The 17,184-nt window shown below is 73.6% G+C and carries 15 protein-coding genes and 2 pseudogenes; 14 read left to right on the top strand and 3 right to left on the bottom strand.

Features of this window, described 5'->3' with window-relative positions:
* Window positions 1–244 precede the first annotated feature (244 nt).
* Genes GEV43_RS49300 through truB form a run of 4 tightly spaced genes read left to right on the top strand, consistent with a single transcriptional unit; the run spans window position 245 to window position 3,319 of the window.
* On the top strand, window positions 245–553 hold the full coding sequence (locus GEV43_RS49300; RefSeq protein ID WP_309239430.1) for a DUF503 domain-containing protein: 309 nt from the start codon (window positions 245–247) through the stop codon (window positions 551–553).
* A 48-nt stretch (window positions 554–601) separates the two neighbouring features.
* A complete protein-coding gene (gene rbfA / locus GEV43_RS03530) occupies window positions 602–1,081 on the top strand; it encodes a 30S ribosome-binding factor RbfA (RefSeq protein WP_160819463.1) in 480 nt (159 codons plus the stop codon).
* Window positions 1,078–2,424, top strand: a complete 1,347-nt coding sequence (locus tag GEV43_RS03525) for a DHH family phosphoesterase (protein ID WP_309239429.1) — start codon at window positions 1,078–1,080, stop codon at window positions 2,422–2,424. Before rbfA ends, GEV43_RS03525 begins: the two co-directional genes overlap by 4 nt.
* A gap of 7 nt (window positions 2,425–2,431) precedes the next feature.
* Window positions 2,432–3,319 (top strand): tRNA pseudouridine(55) synthase TruB, encoded by an 888-nt coding sequence (gene truB / locus GEV43_RS03520; protein WP_160819462.1) that lies wholly within the window; start codon window positions 2,432–2,434, stop codon window positions 3,317–3,319.
* A gap of 83 nt (window positions 3,320–3,402) precedes the next feature.
* Here truB and GEV43_RS03515 read toward each other — a convergent pair whose 3' ends face one another.
* Window positions 3,403–4,491 carry an SCO family protein gene (locus GEV43_RS03515; protein ID WP_160819461.1) on the bottom strand — a complete coding sequence of 363 codons (1,089 nt, stop codon included), beginning with the start codon at window positions 4,489–4,491 and terminating at the stop codon, window positions 3,403–3,405.
* On the bottom strand, window positions 4,449–5,156 hold the full coding sequence (locus tag GEV43_RS03510) for a hypothetical protein (protein ID WP_160819460.1): 708 nt from the start codon (window positions 5,154–5,156) through the stop codon (window positions 4,449–4,451). Before GEV43_RS03510 ends, GEV43_RS03515 begins: the two co-directional genes overlap by 43 nt.
* Window positions 5,157–5,252: 96 nt before the next feature.
* Between GEV43_RS03510 and GEV43_RS03505 the strand changes: the two genes are divergently transcribed.
* The 10 genes and pseudogenes from GEV43_RS03505 to GEV43_RS55840 all read left to right on the top strand — a co-directional run.
* Window positions 5,253–5,954 (top strand): hemolysin III family protein, encoded by a 702-nt coding sequence (locus tag GEV43_RS03505; RefSeq protein WP_160819459.1) that lies wholly within the window; start codon window positions 5,253–5,255, stop codon window positions 5,952–5,954.
* 185 nt (window positions 5,955–6,139) lie between these two features.
* Window positions 6,140–7,083 (top strand): annotated as a pseudogene (locus tag GEV43_RS03500) (bifunctional riboflavin kinase/FAD synthetase).
* A 278-nt stretch (window positions 7,084–7,361) separates the two neighbouring features.
* Entirely contained in the window at window positions 7,362–7,631 is a 270-nt protein-coding gene (gene rpsO, locus GEV43_RS03495; protein ID WP_160819458.1) for a 30S ribosomal protein S15, read from the top strand.
* A gap of 235 nt (window positions 7,632–7,866) precedes the next feature.
* Window positions 7,867–10,224 (top strand): polyribonucleotide nucleotidyltransferase, encoded by a 2,358-nt coding sequence (locus GEV43_RS03490; protein ID WP_375539028.1) that lies wholly within the window; start codon window positions 7,867–7,869, stop codon window positions 10,222–10,224.
* Window positions 10,225–10,328: 104 nt separating this feature from the next.
* A complete protein-coding gene (locus GEV43_RS03485; protein WP_160819457.1) occupies window positions 10,329–11,669 on the top strand; it encodes a pitrilysin family protein in 1,341 nt (446 codons plus the stop codon).
* 280 nt (window positions 11,670–11,949) lie between these two features.
* The gene (locus GEV43_RS03480; RefSeq protein ID WP_160819456.1) at window positions 11,950–12,333 is read left to right on the top strand and encodes a phage holin family protein; all 384 of its coding nucleotides are present in this window, start codon (window positions 11,950–11,952) and stop codon (window positions 12,331–12,333) included.
* A gap of 32 nt (window positions 12,334–12,365) precedes the next feature.
* Complete coding sequence (gene dapB, locus GEV43_RS03475) at window positions 12,366–13,106, top strand: 4-hydroxy-tetrahydrodipicolinate reductase (protein WP_160819455.1); 741 nt, start codon at window positions 12,366–12,368, stop codon at window positions 13,104–13,106.
* A gap of 61 nt (window positions 13,107–13,167) precedes the next feature.
* On the top strand, window positions 13,168–13,752 hold the full coding sequence (locus GEV43_RS03470; RefSeq protein ID WP_160819454.1) for a transglutaminase family protein: 585 nt from the start codon (window positions 13,168–13,170) through the stop codon (window positions 13,750–13,752).
* Window positions 13,753–13,761: 9 nt separating this feature from the next.
* Complete coding sequence (locus tag GEV43_RS03465) at window positions 13,762–13,992, top strand: hypothetical protein (RefSeq protein WP_160819453.1); 231 nt, start codon at window positions 13,762–13,764, stop codon at window positions 13,990–13,992.
* A gap of 49 nt (window positions 13,993–14,041) precedes the next feature.
* Window positions 14,042–14,818 (top strand): annotated as a pseudogene (locus GEV43_RS55840) (hypothetical protein); the annotation flags it as partial.
* A 145-nt stretch (window positions 14,819–14,963) separates the two neighbouring features.
* On the opposite strand, the gene ftsH reads toward GEV43_RS55840, so the two are convergent.
* Complete coding sequence (ftsH, locus tag GEV43_RS03455; protein ID WP_309239428.1) at window positions 14,964–17,117, bottom strand: ATP-dependent zinc metalloprotease FtsH; 2,154 nt, start codon at window positions 17,115–17,117, stop codon at window positions 14,964–14,966.
* Window positions 17,118–17,184 lie beyond the last annotated feature (67 nt).

Raw genomic sequence — 17,184 nt, 5'->3', positions numbered from 1 at the left:
GGGGCGGGGACCGGCCACGCGAGGCCGCCGTCCCCCGGCGGCCGAGCACCGTGTGACGGCCGCGCCCCCGCGTGGCGGTCGCGCGCCCGCGCGACGACCGCGCCCAGGCGAGATGGTCGCGCACCCCGTGCGGCGGCCGCGTCCAGGCGCGTCCGGCGCGCGGTCCCCGCCGACGCGACCGCGGTCACGTGCGGGCGGGGAACACGGCGGCCTCCCGCCGTCGTTCCAACTGGAGAATCCCGAGGTGATCGACCAGGTGTACGTGGGTGCGCTGACACTCGACCTGCTGCTGGGGGACGTGCGTTCGCTCAAGCAGAAACGCTCCGTGGTACGGCCCATCGTCGCGGAGGTGCGCAAGCGGTTCCCCGGGGTCGCGGTCTCCGAGACCGGCGGTCAGGACCTGCACCGCAGGACGGAGATCGGGGTGGCGGTGGTGTCGGACTCCGCCGCCAACTGCACCGAGGTGCTGGACCAGTGCGAACGGCTCGTGGCCGGGCGCCCCGAGATCGAACTGCTGTCGGCGCGGCAGCGGCTGTTCAACGACGAGGACTGAGCCCCGCGCGGCCCGGCCCCGCGAGGACCATAGAAAGGGAGTGCGATCATGGTGGACGCAGCTCGCGCGCGCAAGCTCGCCGACCGCATCCAGCAGATCGTGGCGGAGATGCTGGAGCGGCGGATCAAGGACCCGCGGCTCGGCTTCGTGACCGTGACCGACACCCGCATCACCAACGACCTGCGCGACGCGACCGTGTACTACACGGTCTACGGGTCCGACGGGGAGCGCGCGGAGTCGGCGGCGGCCCTGGAGAGCGCCAAGGGGATCATCCGGTCGGAGGTGGGGCGCCAGACCGGGATCCGGCACACGCCGTCCATCACGTTCGTCATGGACTCCCTGATGGAGAACGCCGCGCACATCGACGACCTGCTCGCCCAGGCGCGCGCCAAGGACGCGGAGGTGGCGAGGGCCGCCCAGAAGGCCAAGCCCGCGGGCGAGGCCAACCCCTACCGGGAGACCGACGCCGGCACCGCGGACGACGAGGAGGACGACGACGACGGCGAAGCGGGACGCCCGTCATCGTGAACGGCTCACAGGGCCGCGGCGCCGAGACGCCGGCCGCCGCGCGGCAGGGCGAGTGCGCGCTGTACGAGGCGGCCGGGCACGGCTCAGGCGGCCACGACATCGTGCCTCGCGGCGCGTCCCGGACGCGCGGCGAGCGCTCCCACGCGCAGGGCGCCCGCCACGCCGCGCCGCCCGTACCGGTCGCGCCCGAGGCGCCGCCGCCGGTCGAGGCCACGGTCGCGCCTGAGGCGCCGCCCGCGGCCGACACCGACCCGGTCCGGCCCGCGGCGTCGGCGCCGCGTCCGGCCGGCTCCGGCGGGTCCGCGGCCCCGGGGCCGTCCGTGCCGCCGGGGCCGGAGTGGGAGCGCGCCGTCGAGCTGATCTCGGCGGCCGACGAGATCTGCCTCGTCTGCCATGTCGCGCCCGACGGCGACGCGCTCGGCTCGATGCTCGCCCTCGCGCAGGCGCTGCGGGCGCTCGGCAAGAACGCCTACGCCTCGTTCGGCGAGCCGTTCACCGTGCCCGGCATCCTGCGCTTCCTGCCCGGCCAGGACCTGCTGGTCGAGCCCGGCCGGCTGCCCGCCGCGCCCGAACTGATGATCTCCCTGGACGCGGCGGGCGCGGCCCGGCTCGGCTCCCTCGCCGAGCGGGCCGGACGGGCCGAGCGCGACGGCGCGCTGATCGTCGTCGACCACCACGCGTCCAACACCGGGTTCGGCGTCGTCCGGCTCGTCGATCCCGACGCGGCGGCGACCGCCGTGCTGGTCGACGAGCTCGTCCGGCGGCTCGGCGTGCCGCTCGACCGCGACATCGCCCAGGGCCTGTACGCGGGCCTGGCGAGCGACACCGGGTCGTTCAAGTACCCCTGCACGACCCCGCAGGTGCACGACCTGGCGGGACGGCTGCTGGCCGCGGGCGTGCGCGCGGAGGCCGTCAGCCGCGAGCTGTGGGACCGGGCGCCGTTCGGCTACCTCCAGGTGCTGGCGGGCGCGCTGGCGCGGGCCCGGCTCGAACGCGACGCGGCGGGCGGCCGCGGCCTGGTCTGGACGACCATCGCCCGCACCGACCGGGACGCCCGCGACGTGCCGTACGACCAGCTCGAAGGCGTGATCGACCAGCTCCGCCGCACCGACGAGGCCGAGGTCGCCGTCGTGTGCAAGGAGGACGACGTCGGCGACTGGTACGTCTCGACCCGTTCCAAGGGCGGGGTGGACGTCGGCCGCGCCTGCGTGGCGCTCGGCGGCGGCGGCCACAGCACGGCCGCCGCGTTCACCGCCTCGGGCGAGCCCGCCGACATCATCGACGGGCTGCGCGCGGCGCTGCGCGCGGCCGAACCCACCGGAGAGGCGGAACCCCCGCAGTGACCCCGCAATGACCAGCGCGGAACCGGCGGCCTCGGGGCTCGTCATCGTCGACAAGCCGGCCGAGTGGACCTCCCACGACGTCGTCGGCAAGCTGCGGCGCATCGCGCGCACGCGGCGGGTCGGGCACGCGGGCACCCTGGACCCGATGGCGACCGGGGTGCTGGTCGTCGGGGTGGAGAAGGCCACCCGGCTGCTCGGCCACCTCGCGCTGACCGAGAAGGGCTACGACGCCACGATCCGGCTCGGCCAGACGACCAACACCGACGACGCCGAGGGCGAGATCACCGCGAGCGCGTCCGCCGCGGGCGTCTCCGACGCGGCCGTCCGCGCCGGGATCGAGGCGCTGACGGGGACGATCCAGCAGGTCCCGCCGCAGGTCAGCGCGATCAAGGTGAACGGCGAGCGGGCGTACAAGGCGGCCCGCAAGGGCGAGGAGGTCGCGCTCAAGGCCCGGCCGGTGACGGTGCGCGCGTTCGAGGTCACCGGCGTGCGGCGCGACGGCGACCTGATCGACGTGGACGCCTCGGTCACCTGCTCGTCCGGCACCTACATCCGCGCGCTGGCCCGCGACCTCGGCGCCGCGCTCGGCTGCGGCGGGCACCTGACGTACCTGCGGCGCACCCGGGTCGGCCCGTACGACCTGAGCATGGCCCGGACGATCGAGCAGCTCGCGGAGAAGCCGGAGATCCTGCCGATGGCCGACGCGGTCGCCTCGGCGTTCCCGCGCCGCGACGTGTCGGAGGACGACGCCCGCAAGGTCAGGCACGGCGGGCGGCTCCCGGCGGCCGGGCTGGGGCCGGGCCCCGTCGGCGTGTTCGCGCCGGACGGGACCCTCCTGGCCCTGGTCGAGGAGCAGGGCCGGGCGGCCAAGCCCCTCGCCGTCTTCGTCTCCTAGCCGTCCAGGCCCGCCGGGGACCGCCGCGCGACGAGAGGCGCGGAGGTCCCCTGCGGGCGGCGGTACGGCGCCGTCCGGGACGCTCAGCTCCCGGCCGGGACGACCTTCGCGGTGACGGTGACCTCGCCGGCGTTCGCGAACGTGAGCTTCAGCGGCACCGACTGGCCCTCCGTCAGCTTCCGGGGCTTCATCAGCATCAGGTGCATGGCGCCCTTGCTGAACGCGACCGTGCCCTTCGGCACCGGAACGGTCATCATCCGCTGCATCTTCATGGACGAGCCGTTCATGTCCATCCGGTGCATCTCCGCCGAGCCGGCGGCGGGCGTGGTGATGCCCGTGAGGGTGTCGGGCGCGCCGTTGTTGACGATGGTCAGGTATCCGGCGGTCACGTCGGGCGTGGACGGCACGCGCACCCGCGCCCCCGAGACCGTGATGCCCGCCTTCGCCGCGCCTCCCGGGTCGGGCGCGGAGGGACGGCCGGAACCGGCGGAGCCGTCCGGACGGGCGGTCTGCGCGGTCTCGGCGGCGCCCCGCGCGCCCAGCAGCGTCTTGAGGTCCTTCGCCATGCCCGCGCTGCCGAACTGGTACGGGAACATCAGCTTCCCCGACCCGTCCGGCCCGTAGACCATGACGTTGCTGCCGTGCGAGACCAGGTAGTTGCCCTTGGCGTTCTCGGGCGGCGGCGTGATCGACACCTTGGCGTCCGCGGCGGCCCGCTGGATCGTCTTCATCGGGCCGGTCAGTCCCATGAACGACTTGTCGAACCGGCCGAGGAAGTCCTTCAGCGCCTTCGGGGTGTCGCGCGCCGGGTCGGCGCTCACGAACACGACCTGCACCTTCGCGCGCTGCTCGGGGCTGAGCAGCGACATCGCCCCGGCGGCGTCCGCCATGGTCGTCGGGCAGATGTCCGGGCAGTGGGTGTAGCCGAAGAACAGCAGGGTGGTCCTGCCCGCCGTACGCTTCGGCAGGTCGTACGGCCGGCCGTCCATGCCGGTCAGCTCGACGTCCGGGATCTTGTACGAGGCGGGCAGCATCGACGCCTTGTAGGGCGAGGCCGGCGGGCTCTGCTCGGCGGCGGCCTTGCCGTCGCCCGACCCGCCGCAGGCGGCGGCGCCGGCGAGCACGCCGGTCAGCCCGAGCGCGACGATCCCGGGCCGTACGGAAAAACGCATGACGACTCTCCACAGGTGAACAAGAACGAAGCCCGGCCCCGGAAAGGGGACCGGAGGGTGTGCGTGGTGGAGAGTGCCGGGGGAGGGCCCCGGCGTACGACGGCGTACCGCAGCGGGGCCGTGGGGACGAGGCCGGGCGGCGCGTCGGGGCGTACCGCCGGACGGCGCCCGGCCGGCAGGGCGGGCGAGGGGACCGTCATCGGCCGGGGCCAGCGCGCCCCGGCCGCCGTCGCGACCCGCCTGGCGAGGGACCACATGGCCGCCTCGCCCCGGCGCAGCCACCAGGCCGCCGCGAGGGCGGCGACCAGGTGGGCGAGCGTCATGGCCGTTCCGCCGTGCAGGGGCGTGCCGCCCAGCGCGGCCGCGTGGTGGCCGGCCTCCGGCGACGCGGACGCGGGGGAGTGGGCGGACGAGGCGCTGGCGGACGTGAACAGGACGTGCAGGGCGAACTGGGCGCCCAGCAGCCCGCCGAGGATCGTCCGGAACGACCGCTCGGTGCCCGCGAGGAGCGCGGACAGGCCCATGACCAGCAGGAAGCCGAGACCGACCGCCGACGGCGGGACGGCGCACCGCGCCGCGTACGCGTGACCGGCGGTGGTCAGGGTCAGGCAGACCGTGGCGAAGACCACCGCGCGGGCGAGACGGAGTGAGGGCTGATCGGGCATGGGTACGGCCATCCTCCCACCGGGTCCGGCGGAGGCGTGTTCAGGGTCACGGCGCGATCATGTCGCCACACCAACCTACGGTCGCGTAACCTACGGATGCGTAGGTTGATCGAGGAGGTGCAACCCCATGGCCACACTGAGAACCCGCCCCCGGCGGTGGCGTCCCCCACCCGTCCGCGGCTGCGCGGCTGGCTGCATCTCGGCGCGTTCCCGGCGGTCCTGCTGGCCGGGCTCGTGCTCGTCGCGCTCGGCCCGAGCCCGGCGGCCCGGCTGGCGTCGGCGGTGTACGTGGCGACGTCGGCGCTGCTGTTCGGCATCTCGGGGACCTACCACCGGCAGCGGTCCCACCGCGTGATCGAGGTCCTGCGCCGGTTCGACCACGCCAACATCTACCTGATCATCGCGGGGACGTACACGCCGTTCGCCGTGGTCGCCCTCGACGGCGGCGCCCGCGCCGCGGTGCTGGCGATCGTCTGGACGGGCGCCGTCGCTGGGGTGGTGTTCCGGACGACCTGGATCGGCGCCCCGCGCTGGCTGTACGTCTCGCTCTACATCCTGCTCGGCTGGGTCGCGGTGTTCTTCCTGCCGCAGTTCCTCGACGGCGCGGGCGCCGCGGCCTGCACGCTCGTCGCGCTCGGCGGCGTCTGCTACAGCGTCGGCGGCGTCGTCTACGGAACGCGGCGGCCCGACCCGTCGCCGCGCTGGTTCGGGTACCACGAGGTGTTCCACTCGTTCACGCTCGCCGCGTACGTCTTGCAGTACGTCGCGGTCTCCCTGGTCGTCTACCAGTCGGCGTGACGGGCCCCGAGCCGCCGCGGGGCGGCTCGTCTACCAGCGAGTAGACTCCCGGTGGGCCGCGGGGCGGGTCCGCGCGACGGAGCCCCAGGGGTCACCCCGTCCGGCGGCGCATGGCACTCTTGACGCGACAGGAAGCACCGGGCAGGCAGTGGCCGGGCAGGCACGTCAGACACAGGGAGAACATGGTGCGGCGCTGGCATGGCCTCGACGAGGTTCCCGCCGACTGGGGCCGGTCGGTGGTCACCATCGGAGTGTTCGACGGCGTGCACCGCGGCCATCAGCGGATCGTCGGGGCCGCGGCCGAGGAGGCCCGCCGCCGCGGCCTGCGCTCGGTGGCGATCACCTTCGACCCGCACCCGGACGAGGTCGTGCGCCCCGGCACCCACCCGCCGCTGCTCAGCACCGCGCGCCGCCGCATCGAGCTGCTGGAGGGGCTCGGCACCGACGCGGTCGTGGTCGTGCCGTTCACCCTGGAGCTGTCGCGGGTGCCGCCGGACGAGTTCGTCCGGTCGGTGCTGGTCGAGCGGCTGCACGCGGCGCACGTGATCGTCGGCGAGGACTTCCGGTTCGGGCACCGCGCCAAGGGCGACGTGCCGCTGCTCCAGGAGCTCGGCGAGAAGTACGACTTCACCGCCGAGGGCGTGCCGCTGGTCGCCAACGGCGGCACGATCTCCTCCACCTGCATCCGCGAACGGCTCGACGAGGGCCGCGTCGAGGACGCCGCGCACGCGCTCGGCCGCCCGCACCGGGTCGAGGGCGTCGTCGTCCGCGGCCACCAGCGGGGGCGGGCCCTGGGGTTCCCCACGGCCAACCTGGAGACGCTGCCGCACACCGCGATCCCCGCCGACGGCGTCTACGCGGGCTGGCTGGTCTGCGACTCCGACCGCTACCCGGCGTCCCGCTGGCCGTCCGCGATCTCGATCGGCACCAACCCGACGTTCGAGGGCCCGGGGAGCGGACGGTCGAGGCGTACGCCCTCGGCCGCGACGACCTCGACCTGTACGGCGAGCACGTCGGGGTCGACTTCCAGGCCCGCATCCGCGACACCCTGAAGTTCGACTCGATCGAGGCGCTGATCGAGGAGATGCACCGCGACGTCGCCCGCGCGGGCGAGCTGACGTCCGGTTGACCGGCGGCCCGGCCCTCCCGGGCCCGTCCCGCACCGTTCGGCCGCGCCGGTCTGGACCGTTCCGTCGCCGCGCGACGCCGCATACCGTGTGATCACGGTGGGTACCGCTTCGTGACGGGGTGGCTTTCGGGCATGGTACGGTGAATAGTCGCCGGGAAGGGCCCCGGCTCGGCTTGCTGCACCCTCATGCGGCCTGCCATGTTCCCAACGCACCATGCGGACCCGGTGCGCCCCCAGGGCCAGGGATCTGCGGGTGACGACCTCACTGAAGGAGCCTCGTGTCGCTCGACACCGCCACCAAGAACAAGATCATCGCCGAGTACGCGACCACTGAGGGTGACACCGGATCCCCGGAGGTCCAGGTCGCGCTGCTGACGCGCCGGATCAACGACCTGACCGAGCACCTCAAGGAGCACAAGCACGACCACCACAGCCGCCGCGGCCTCCTGCTGCTGGTCGGCCGCCGTCGCCGGCTCCTGAAGTACCTCAGCAACAAGGACATCAACCGCTACCGGAAGCTGATCGAACGACTCGGTCTGCGCCGCTAGCACGGTGAGGGAGTGGCTCGCTGGAGCCACTCCCTCTCGTGTGTCCCAGCACAATTCGACAACCCTCGCGGACGCCGCTGGTGCGGCCGGTCCTCGGTAGTGGCCTCCGGATCCGCCCCCGCCGCAAGCGTGCGGCGGGCCGGGCCGATCCGGGCGCTTCGATCGAAGACCGGCATCGCTCGCAACCATGGGAGACGGCCGCGGGGAACGATGGAGAACCCCAAGGAGGTTTCCCGTGACAGCATCCTCTGAGCAGGCCGTCCGCATCGACGGCGCACAGAGCACCGAAGCCGTGATCGACAACGGCTCGTTCGGTACCCGCACCATCCGTTTCGAGACCGGGCGCGTGGCCCGGCAGGCGGCCGGCTCGGCCGTCGCCTACCTCGACGACGAGACGATGGTGCTCTCGGCGACCACCGCGTCCAAGAAGCCGAAGGAGAACCTCGACTTCTTCCCGCTGACCGTGGACGTCGAGGAGCGGATGTACGCCGCCGGGCGCATCCCCGGCTCGTTCTTCCGCCGCGAGGGCCGTCCCTCCGAGGACGCGATCCTCACCTGCCGCCTGATCGACCGGCCGCTGCGCCCGTCGTTCACCAGGGGGCTGCGCAACGAGATCCAGGTCGTCGAGACGATCATGGCGCTGCACCCCGACCACCTGTACGACGTGGTGGCGATCAACGCCGCGTCGATGTCCACCCAGCTCGCCGGGCTGCCGTTCTCCGGCCCGATCGGCGGCGTGCGCGTCGCGCTGATCGACGGCCAGTGGGTCGGCTTCCCGACCCACCCCGAGCTCGAGCGCGCCACGTTCGACATGGTCGTGGCGGGCCGGGTGCTGGCCGACGGCGACGTCGCGATCATGATGGTCGAGGCCGAGTCCACCCGCGACACCCTGCGGCTGGTCGGCGAGGGCGCGGTCGCGCCGACCGAGGAGACCGTCGCCGAGGGCCTCGACGCGGCCAAGCCGTTCATCAAGGTCCTGTGCAAGGCGCAGAGCGACCTGGCCGCCGTCGCGGCCAAGGAGACCGCCGAGTACCCGATCTTCCTCGACTACCAGGACGACGTCCTGGAGGCCGTCACCGCGGCGGTCAGCACGGACCTGGCGCAGGCGCTGACGATCGCGGGCAAGCAGGAGCGCGAGTCGCGGCTCGACGAGATCAAGGCGGGCGCCGCCGAGAAGCTCGGGCCCGACTTCGAGGGCCGCGAGAAGGAGATCTCCGCCGCGTTCCGCGCCGTCACCAAGAAGCTGGTCCGCGAGCGGGTCATCCGCGACGGGCTGCGCATCGACGGCCGCGGCGCCAAGGACATCCGGCAGCTCACCGCCGAGGCGCACGTGATCCCGCGGGTGCACGGCTCGGCGCTGTTCGAGCGCGGCGAGACGCAGATCCTCGGCGTCACCACGCTCAACATGCTCCGCATGGAGCAGACGATCGACACGCTCAACCCCGAGCGCACCAAGCGCTACATGCACAACTACAACTTCCCGCCCTACTCGACCGGCGAGACCGGCCGCGTCGGGTCGCCGAAGCGGCGCGAGATCGGGCACGGCGCGCTCGCCGAGCGCGCGCTGATCCCGGTGCTGCCGACCCGCGAGGAGTTCCCCTACGCGATCCGGCAGGTGTCCGAGGCGCTCGGGTCCAACGGCTCGACGTCGATGGGCTCGGTCTGCGCGTCCACCATGTCGCTGCTCGACGCGGGCGTCCCGCTCAAGCAGATGGTGGCGGGCATCGCGATGGGCCTGATCAACGAGGGCGGCGAGTTCGTCACGCTGACCGACATCCTCGGCGCCGAGGACGCGTTCGGCGACATGGACTTCAAGGTCGCCGGCACCCGCGACGTGATCACCGCGCTCCAGCTCGACACCAAGCTCGACGGCATCCCCGCGTCGGTGCTGGCCGCCGCGCTGAAGCAGGCCAAGGGGGCGCGCCTGGCGATCCTCGACGTGATGCAGGAGGCGATCGAGGCCCCGGCCGAGATGAGCCCGAACGCGCCGCGGATCATCACGATCAAGGTCCCGGTCGACAAGATCGGCGAGGTCATCGGCCCGAAGGGCAAGATGATCAACTCGATCCAGGACGACACCGGCGCCGACATCACGATCGAGGACGACGGCACGATCTACGTCGGGGCGACCGACGGCCCGTCCGCCGAGGCCGCGCGGCAGGCGATCAACGCGATCGCCAACCCGCACATGCCCGAGGTCGGCGAGCGCTACCTCGGCACGGTCGTCAAGACCACCACGTTCGGCGCGTTCGTGTCGCTGCTGCCCGGCAAGGACGGCCTGCTGCACGTCTCGCAGATCCGCAAGCTGCACGGCGGCGCCCGGATCGAGAACGTCGAGGACGTCATCAGCGTCGGCGAGAAGATCCAGGTCGAGGTGACCGAGATCGACCAGCGCGGCAAGCTGTCGCTCGTCCCGGTCGAGGTCGTCGAGAAGGAGGCCGACAAGGGCGACGCCGACGGCGGCGCCCCGGCCGCCGCGTCCTCCGACGAGGGCGACGACGACCGGCGCTCCGGCGACGGCGAGGGCGACAAGCGCGCCCCGCGCCGCCGCCGCACCCGGCGCGGCGACGACGGCGGGCAGCGCAACTCCTGACCCGCGCACGGCGATGACCGGCCGGCCTGCCCCGCGGAAGGGCAGGCCGGTCGGCCCGTTTCACCGGCCGTCCCACCGGCCGCCCCGACACCACGTCCCACAGAATGAGAGCGACCACCGTGACGCTGCCGGCGAGGGCGCAGGAGCCCGGCACCACCCACACGATCGACCCGGGGGAGGGCGGCGCGGGCGCCGTCCGCCGCACCGTCCTGCCGGGCGGGCTGCGGGTCATCACCGAGACGATGCCGACCGTGCGGTCCGCGGCGTTCGGCGTCTGGGCGGGCGTCGGGTCGCGCGACGAGGCCCCGGCCGACGCGGGCGCCAGCCACTACCTGGAGCACGTGCTGTTCAAGGGCACCCGGCGCCGGTCGGCGCTGGAGATCTCCTCGGCGATCGACGCGGTCGGCGGCGACCTCAACGCGTTCACGGCCAAGGAGTACACCTGCTACTACGCGCGGGTCCTGGACTCCGACCTGCCGCTCGCCGTGGACGTGGTGTCCGACATGGTCGCCGAGTCGGTCAACCGGCCCGAGGACGTCGAGGCCGAGCGCGGCGTGATCCTCGAAGAGATCCACATGCGCGACGACGACCCCGGCGACCTCATCCACGACGAGTTCGCCACCGCGCTGTACGGCGACACCCCGCTCGGCCGCCCGATCCTCGGCACGGTCGACTCGATCAACGCGCTGTCGCGCGACCGGATCCACGCCTACTACCGCGAGCGCTACGTGCCGTCCGACCTGGTCGTCGCGGTCGCGGGCAACATCGACCACGACGAGGTCGTACGGCTCGCGGCCCGGGCGTTCGAGGCCCACCTGACCGGCGACGCGCGCCCGTCCGCGCCCCGCCTGAACGGCGGGCCGGTGCCGGTCTCGCCCGAGGTCAAGGTCATCGACAAGGACACCGAGCAGGCCCACATCGTCCTCGGCGGCGCCGGCGTGTGCCGCACCGACGACCGGCGGTTCGCGCTCGGCGTGCTGAACGCGGCGCTCGGCGGCGGCATGTCGTCGCGGCTGTTCCAGGAGATCCGGGAGAAGCGCGGCCTGGCCTACTCGGTCTACAGCTACACCGCCCAGTACGCCGACTCGGGCGTGTTCGGCGTCTACGCGGGCTGCCAGCCCGGCAAGGCCGACGAGGTCCTGTCGATCTGCCGCGACCAGGTGGCGGAGGCCGCCGCGCACGGCCTCAGCGACGAGGAGCTCGAACGCGGCAAGGGCCAGCTCCGCGGCGGCATGGTCCTCGGCCTGGAGGACACCGGCTCGCGGATGAGCCGCATCGGCAAGAGCGAGCTGGTGTACGAGTCGCTGCTGCCCGTGGACGAGGTCCTCGCCCGGGTCGAGGCCGTGACGCCCGACGACGTCCGCGCGGTCGCCGCGCAGGTGCTCGCCGAGCCGCAGGCCCTCACCGTGATCGGCCCCTTCGGCGACCGCGACTTCTCCCTCTGAGCACCGTCCCGGCCCCGGGACGTTCCGGCTCCCGCGGCGCGGCGGCGAGCGCGGCGGGCGCGGCGGGCGCGGCGGGCGGCAAGGGCCCGGCGACCGCGACCGCGACCGCGACCGCCGTCCGCTCGCGCCTTGGCGCGGTCCCGGCGACCGCGGCCGCCTTCCGGTCGCGCCCCGGCACCGTCCCGGCGACCGCTACCGCGACCGCTTTCCGGTCACGTCCCGGTGCGGTGCCGTTCCGCTACTCCGGGTAACTCGGCCGCCGCGGGGTAGGGACGCGATCATGAAGCTCCTCGTCCGGGTCGTGATCTCGGCCATCGCGCTGTGGGCGGCGACCGCGGTGGTCGGCGGCATCTCGGTCACCGCCGCGAGCTGGGGCCGCCAGGCGCTCACCCTGCTCGCCGTCGCGGTGATCTTCGGCATCGTCAACGCCGTGCTGAAGCCGATCATCAAGGTCCTCGGCTGCGCGTTCTACGTCCTGACGCTCGGCCTGATCGCCCTGGTCGTGAACGCGGCGCTGCTCCTGCTGACCAGCCGGCTCGCCGGTGCGCTGGACCTGCCGTTCCACGTCGAGTGGTTCTGGCCGGCGTTCTGGGGCGCGATCATCATCGGGGTGGTGAGCTGGCTGCTCAACCTGTTCGTCTCCGACGACGCGCGGTCCCGGTAGGCTCGGCGCGGAGCACGAGCCAGGAGGAGAACGTGATCAAAGTCGGGGTGCTGGGCGCGCGGGGCCGGATGGGGTCCGAGGCGTGCCGTGCCGTCGAGTCCGCGGACGACCTGGAGCTCGTCGCGGCCGTCGACCAGGGCGACACGCTGGACGCCCTCACCGCGGCCGAGGCCGTCGTCGACTTCACCCACCCGGGCGTGGTCATGGACAACCTCCGCTGGTGCGTCGAGCACGGCCTGCACGCCGTCGTCGGCACCTCCGGGTTCGACCCGGCCCGCCTCGACGCCGTCCGGTCCTGGCAGGAGTCGTCGCCGGGCGGCAACGTCCTCATCGCGCCCAACTTCGGCATCGGCGCCGTCCTGATGATGCACTTCGCGCGCAAGGCCGCGCCGTTCTTCGAGTCCGTCGAGGTGGTGGAGCTGCACCATCCCAACAAGGCCGACGCGCCGAGCGGCACCGCCTACCGCACCGCCGAGCTGATCGCCGAGGCCCGCGCCGAGGCTGGCGTCGCCGCCTCGCCCGACGCCACCACCTCCGAGCTGGACGGCGCGCGCGGCACCGACGTCGGCGGCGTCCACGTCCACTCCGTACGGCTGTCCGGCCTGGTCGCGCACCAGGAGGTGCTGCTCGGCGGCCACGGCGAGGTCTTCACGATCCGCCACGACTCGATGAACCGCGAGTCGTTCATGCCGGGCGTCCTGCTGTCGCTGCGCGAGGTCGGCGGCCTGCCGTCCCGGCTGACCGTGGGCATCGAGTCCCTGCTCGGCCTGTGACGGCCCGCCGACCGCGGCGCCCGTGTCGCCCGCGCCGTCCGGCGACGGGGGGACGGCGTTGATGGAGTTCGACGCCGAACCCTGGGACTACCTCGCCGCCGACGAGGCGATCGACATCGAGCACCCCCTCGTCCAGGAGCACGCGGCCCGGCTGCGCACGGGCGACGACATCGCGTTCGCGCACGCCGCGTTCGACTACGTCCGCGACGAGATCACGCACTCTCTGGACGCCCGCGACCCCCGCGTCACCTGGCGCGCCTCCGACGTCCTGCGGGAGGGGACGGGCCTCTGCTACGCCAAGTCCCACGCGTACACCGCGCTGCTGCGCGCCGCGGGGATCCAGGCGGGCCTGTGCTACCAGCGGCTCCGTTCCGGCGACGGCTTCGTCCTGCACGGCCTCACGGCCGCGCTGATCGACGACCGGTGGGTGCGGCTGGACCCGAGGGGCAACAAGCCGGGTGTGGACGTGGCGTTCTCCCCGTCGGAGGACCGCCTCGCCTACGTCCCGGACGGGGCCGCCAGCGAGTCCGACTCCCGCACCGTCTACGCCTTCCCCCACCCCGCCGTCCTCGACGTCCTGAAGTCCGCGACCGACTGCGTCGGGCTGTGCGAGAGCGGCGCCCTTCCTTCGTCGCTGACTGGGTAGGGGTCACCCATGAGTGATCGCGACCTGGGCCATGAGCCCGCGCAGACCCACGACAAGCGCTTCGCCCCCGTCACCAAGGACGCCGACGCGCGGGGGCGCACGGTGCCCGACGGCGACGAGGACATCAGCGGAACGGGCGTCCCCGGCGTGGACACCGGCAAGTCCGAGGCCCTCCCGCCCGACGAGGAGGGCGTCGAGCACGCCGAACGCACCGACCCGTCCCGGCGCCACCGGTCCTGACGTCCCCGCCCGGCTCCGGTCCTGGCGGCGCGAGGGGCACAATGCGGGGATGGACGATTCGTTCGCGCGGGAGATCTGGAAGGTCGTCGAGCCCGTTCACGCGGTGACGTACTTCGCGCCGGAGTGCATCGAGGCGCACAAGGCGGCGGGGCTGCGCGGGTTCTGGATGGGGTACTTCGGGAGCCGCGGCGCGCCGCTGGGGCCGGTGGGGCCGGGGGTGATCGAGGCGACCTTCTACGGGTTCCACCCGGCCCGGGTGCGCAGGGCCGTTCCGGACGCGTGGTCGTTCGCCGAGCCGCAGGCGATCCTGCGGGCGCGGACGGAGGGCGCGGCGCGGGCGCTGCGGCGGCTCGTGCCCGGCGTGGACGGCATCGCGGAAAGTGTCGTACCCCTGCTGGAGACTGTGGTGACGGTGGCGGACGGGGCGGGGCGGGCCCTGTTCAGCGCCAACCGCGACCTGCCCGCCGTGGACGATCCCGTCGGACGGCTGTGGCAGGCGACGACGGCGCTGCGCGAGCACCGGGGCGACGGGCACGTCGCGCTGCTGGCGGGCGAGGGGCTCGACGGCCTCCAGGCCAATGTGCTCGCGTCCGAGACGGCGGGCGTGCCCGCGGAGCGGCTGCGGGAGAGCCGCGGGTGGTCGGAGGACGAGTGGGCCGCGGCCGTCGAGGCGATGACGGCGAGCGGGCTGATGGCGGCGGACGGCGTGACCGCCCTGGGACGGGAGGTGAAGGCCAGGATCGAGGCACGGACCGACGAACTGGCCGCGCGCCCCTACCGGGCCCTGGACGACCCGCAGGCGCTGGTCGAGGCACTGAGCCCAGCGGCCCGCGGAGCGAGCGAGGTCATCAGATTCCCCAACCCGATAGGCCTCCCCGAACCTGAACCACGCCCTGCGCGCCGCGTTCCGCGCACCCCGCGCCGCGCTCGCTTTGCAGTGCGTGCGGGGGACGTAACGGGCCGGGCAGGGACTAGGGGAGGGGGTCGATGGGGCGTTCCTGGAGGGGGCGGTCGTCCTGCTCGGCGCGGGCGCCGCGGGAGACCCCGGCCGCCGCGTACGCCTCGCGCTCGTCCAGGGTCTCCCGTTCGAGGAGCGCGCCGGCGAGGGCTTCGAGCTTGCCCCGGTTCTCGGTGAGGGTGCGCAGGGCCTCGGCGTAGCAGCCGTCCACGATGCGGCGGGTCTCCTCGTCCACGGCGTCGAGGGTGCCCTGCGCCGCGTACCGCCCCATCGGGTCGGCGCCCTCGGCCGGGAGGACCGACAGGCGGCCGATGCGGTCGGACATGCCCCAGCGCCCGACCATGTTGCGCGCGATCTCGGTGACCTGTTCGAGGTCGCTCTCGGCGCCGGTGGTGACCACGCCGAAGACCAGTTCCTCGGCCGCCATGCCGCCGAGCGCGCCGATGATGCGGCTGCGCAGGTACTCCTCGTCGTAGGCGTACCGGTCGGCCTCCGGCGTGGAGACCGTCACGCCCATCGCCCGCCCGTGCGGGACGATCGTGATCTTGCGGACGGGGTCGGCGAGCGGCAGCAGCATGCCGAGCAGCGCGTGCCCCGACTCGTGGTAGGACGTGCGGCGCCGTTCCTCCTGCGGCATCACCAGCGAGCGGCGCGTGCCGAGCTGCACCTTCTCCAGCGCCGACTGGAAGTCGGCCATGTCCACCGCGCCCTTGCCGCGCTTGACGGCGAGCAGCGCCGCCTCGTTGACCAGGTTGGCGAGGTCGGCGCCGGTCATGCCGGGCGTCATCTTCGCCGCGGCGGCGAGGTCGACGTCCCCGGCGAGCGGCACCTCCCGGGTGTGCACCCGGAGGATCTGGACGCGCCCGTCCTGGTCGGGCGGCGAGACGGCGATCTGCCGGTCGAACCGGCCGGGCCGCAGCAGCGCCGAGTCGAGGATGTCGGGACGGTTCGTCGCGGCGATCACCACGACGCCCTCCGACCCGGTGAACCCGTCCATCTCGGTCAGGATCTGGTTGAGCGTCTGCTCGCGCTCGTCGTGGCCGCCCATGCTCGCGCCGCCGCCGCGCGTCCGCCCGATGGTGTCGATCTCGTCGATGAAGACGATGGACGGCCCGGTCTTGCGCGCCTCGGTGAACAGCTCGCGCACCCGCGCCGCGCCGACGCCGACGACCATCTCGATGAACTCCGACGCCGCCGCCGAGTAGAACGGCACGTCCGCCTCGCCCGCGACCGCCCGCGCGAGGAGCGTCTTGCCGGTGCCCGGAAGGCCGGTGAGCAGCACGCCGCGCGGCGCGCGGGCGCCGAGCCTGCGGTACTTGCCGGGGTCCTTGAGGAAGTCGACGATCTCGCTCAGCTCGTCCTCGACCTCGTCGATGCCCGCGACGTCGGCGAACGTGGCGCGCTTCTGGTCGGGCGCGACGGGCTTCGGCGAACGCCCGAAGCCGCCCATGAGCCCGCCGCCCCCGCCGCCTCCGGACATGCGGCGCTGGAGCCACACCATCGCCGCGATCCACAGCCCGACGAACAGCAGCGTGGGCAGCAGGGACAGCAGGAGGTTGGACAGCAGCCCGCGGTCCTGGTTGACCGGCTTGGCCTCGACCTCGACGCCCTTCGCGACCATCTCGCTGTAGATCTTGTCGTCGGCGAACGAAGGCCGCAGCGTCTCGAACGCGGTGTAGGTCCTGCCCTTGTCCTTCTGTCCGGGCACCCGCTGGGCCTTCTTCAGGTCGCCCTGGATCTGGAAGCCCTTGGTGTAGACGTCCTTGACGTTCCCGGCCGCCACCTGCTGGGTGAACGCGGTGTAGGGGACGGTGACCTTGTCCTGCTTGCCGGTGAAGTGCATCGACAGGTAGCTGATCGCGAACACGACCAGGAGCAGCAGCCAGAACAGGTAGGTGTTGCGGCCGGGCCTGAACCCGCCGCCGCGGAAGCCGCCGCCGTCCCCGTCCTTGCGGTCGGCCCGGTCCGGGACGCCCTCGGCGCGCCACGGCTGCTCGGGGTCCCTGCGGGGCGGCGCCGACCGCCGCCGGTCCGGTCGCGCCCGGCCGTCCCCGCGCCGTACGGAGACCTGGGGCTCGGGCCGCGCCGGCCGCTCCCGGCCGCGCCGCTCCGCCGGCCGCCGTTCCCCCTGCTGCCGGTCGTGCTGCGTCGGTCGCTTGGACGGCACGTCTGACTCTCCCCCGTACGCGTGCATCACCACGGCCCCCGGCCGGAGTGATCGGGATCTTCCCCTC

This window comes from Actinomadura sp. J1-007 (assembly GCF_009793335.1).
GTDB lineage: Bacteria > Actinomycetota > Actinomycetes > Streptosporangiales > Streptosporangiaceae > Spirillospora > Spirillospora yumaensis.
Note: the sequence above shows the minus strand (reverse complement) of the source record. Positions and strands in the feature narration are given on the sequence as shown.

Coding starts and splice junctions, on each gene's coding strand:
- rbfA (WP_160819463.1), top strand. CDS start 602: ATGGTGGACGCAGCTCGCGCGCGCAAGCTCGCCGACCGCATCCAGCAG.
- truB (WP_160819462.1), top strand. CDS start 2,432: ATGACCAGCGCGGAACCGGCGGCCTCGGGGCTCGTCATCGTCGACAAG.
- GEV43_RS03515 (WP_160819461.1), bottom strand. CDS start 4,491: ATGCGTTTTTCCGTACGGCCCGGGATCGTCGCGCTCGGGCTGACCGGC.
- GEV43_RS03510 (WP_160819460.1), bottom strand. CDS start 5,156: ATGCCCGATCAGCCCTCACTCCGTCTCGCCCGCGCGGTGGTCTTCGCC.
- GEV43_RS03505 (WP_160819459.1), top strand. CDS start 5,253: ATGCGTAGGTTGATCGAGGAGGTGCAACCCCATGGCCACACTGAGAAC.
- GEV43_RS03485 (WP_160819457.1), top strand. CDS start 10,329: ATGAGAGCGACCACCGTGACGCTGCCGGCGAGGGCGCAGGAGCCCGGC.
- GEV43_RS03480 (WP_160819456.1), top strand. CDS start 11,950: ATGAAGCTCCTCGTCCGGGTCGTGATCTCGGCCATCGCGCTGTGGGCG.
- GEV43_RS03470 (WP_160819454.1), top strand. CDS start 13,168: ATGGAGTTCGACGCCGAACCCTGGGACTACCTCGCCGCCGACGAGGCG.
- GEV43_RS03465 (WP_160819453.1), top strand. CDS start 13,762: ATGAGTGATCGCGACCTGGGCCATGAGCCCGCGCAGACCCACGACAAG.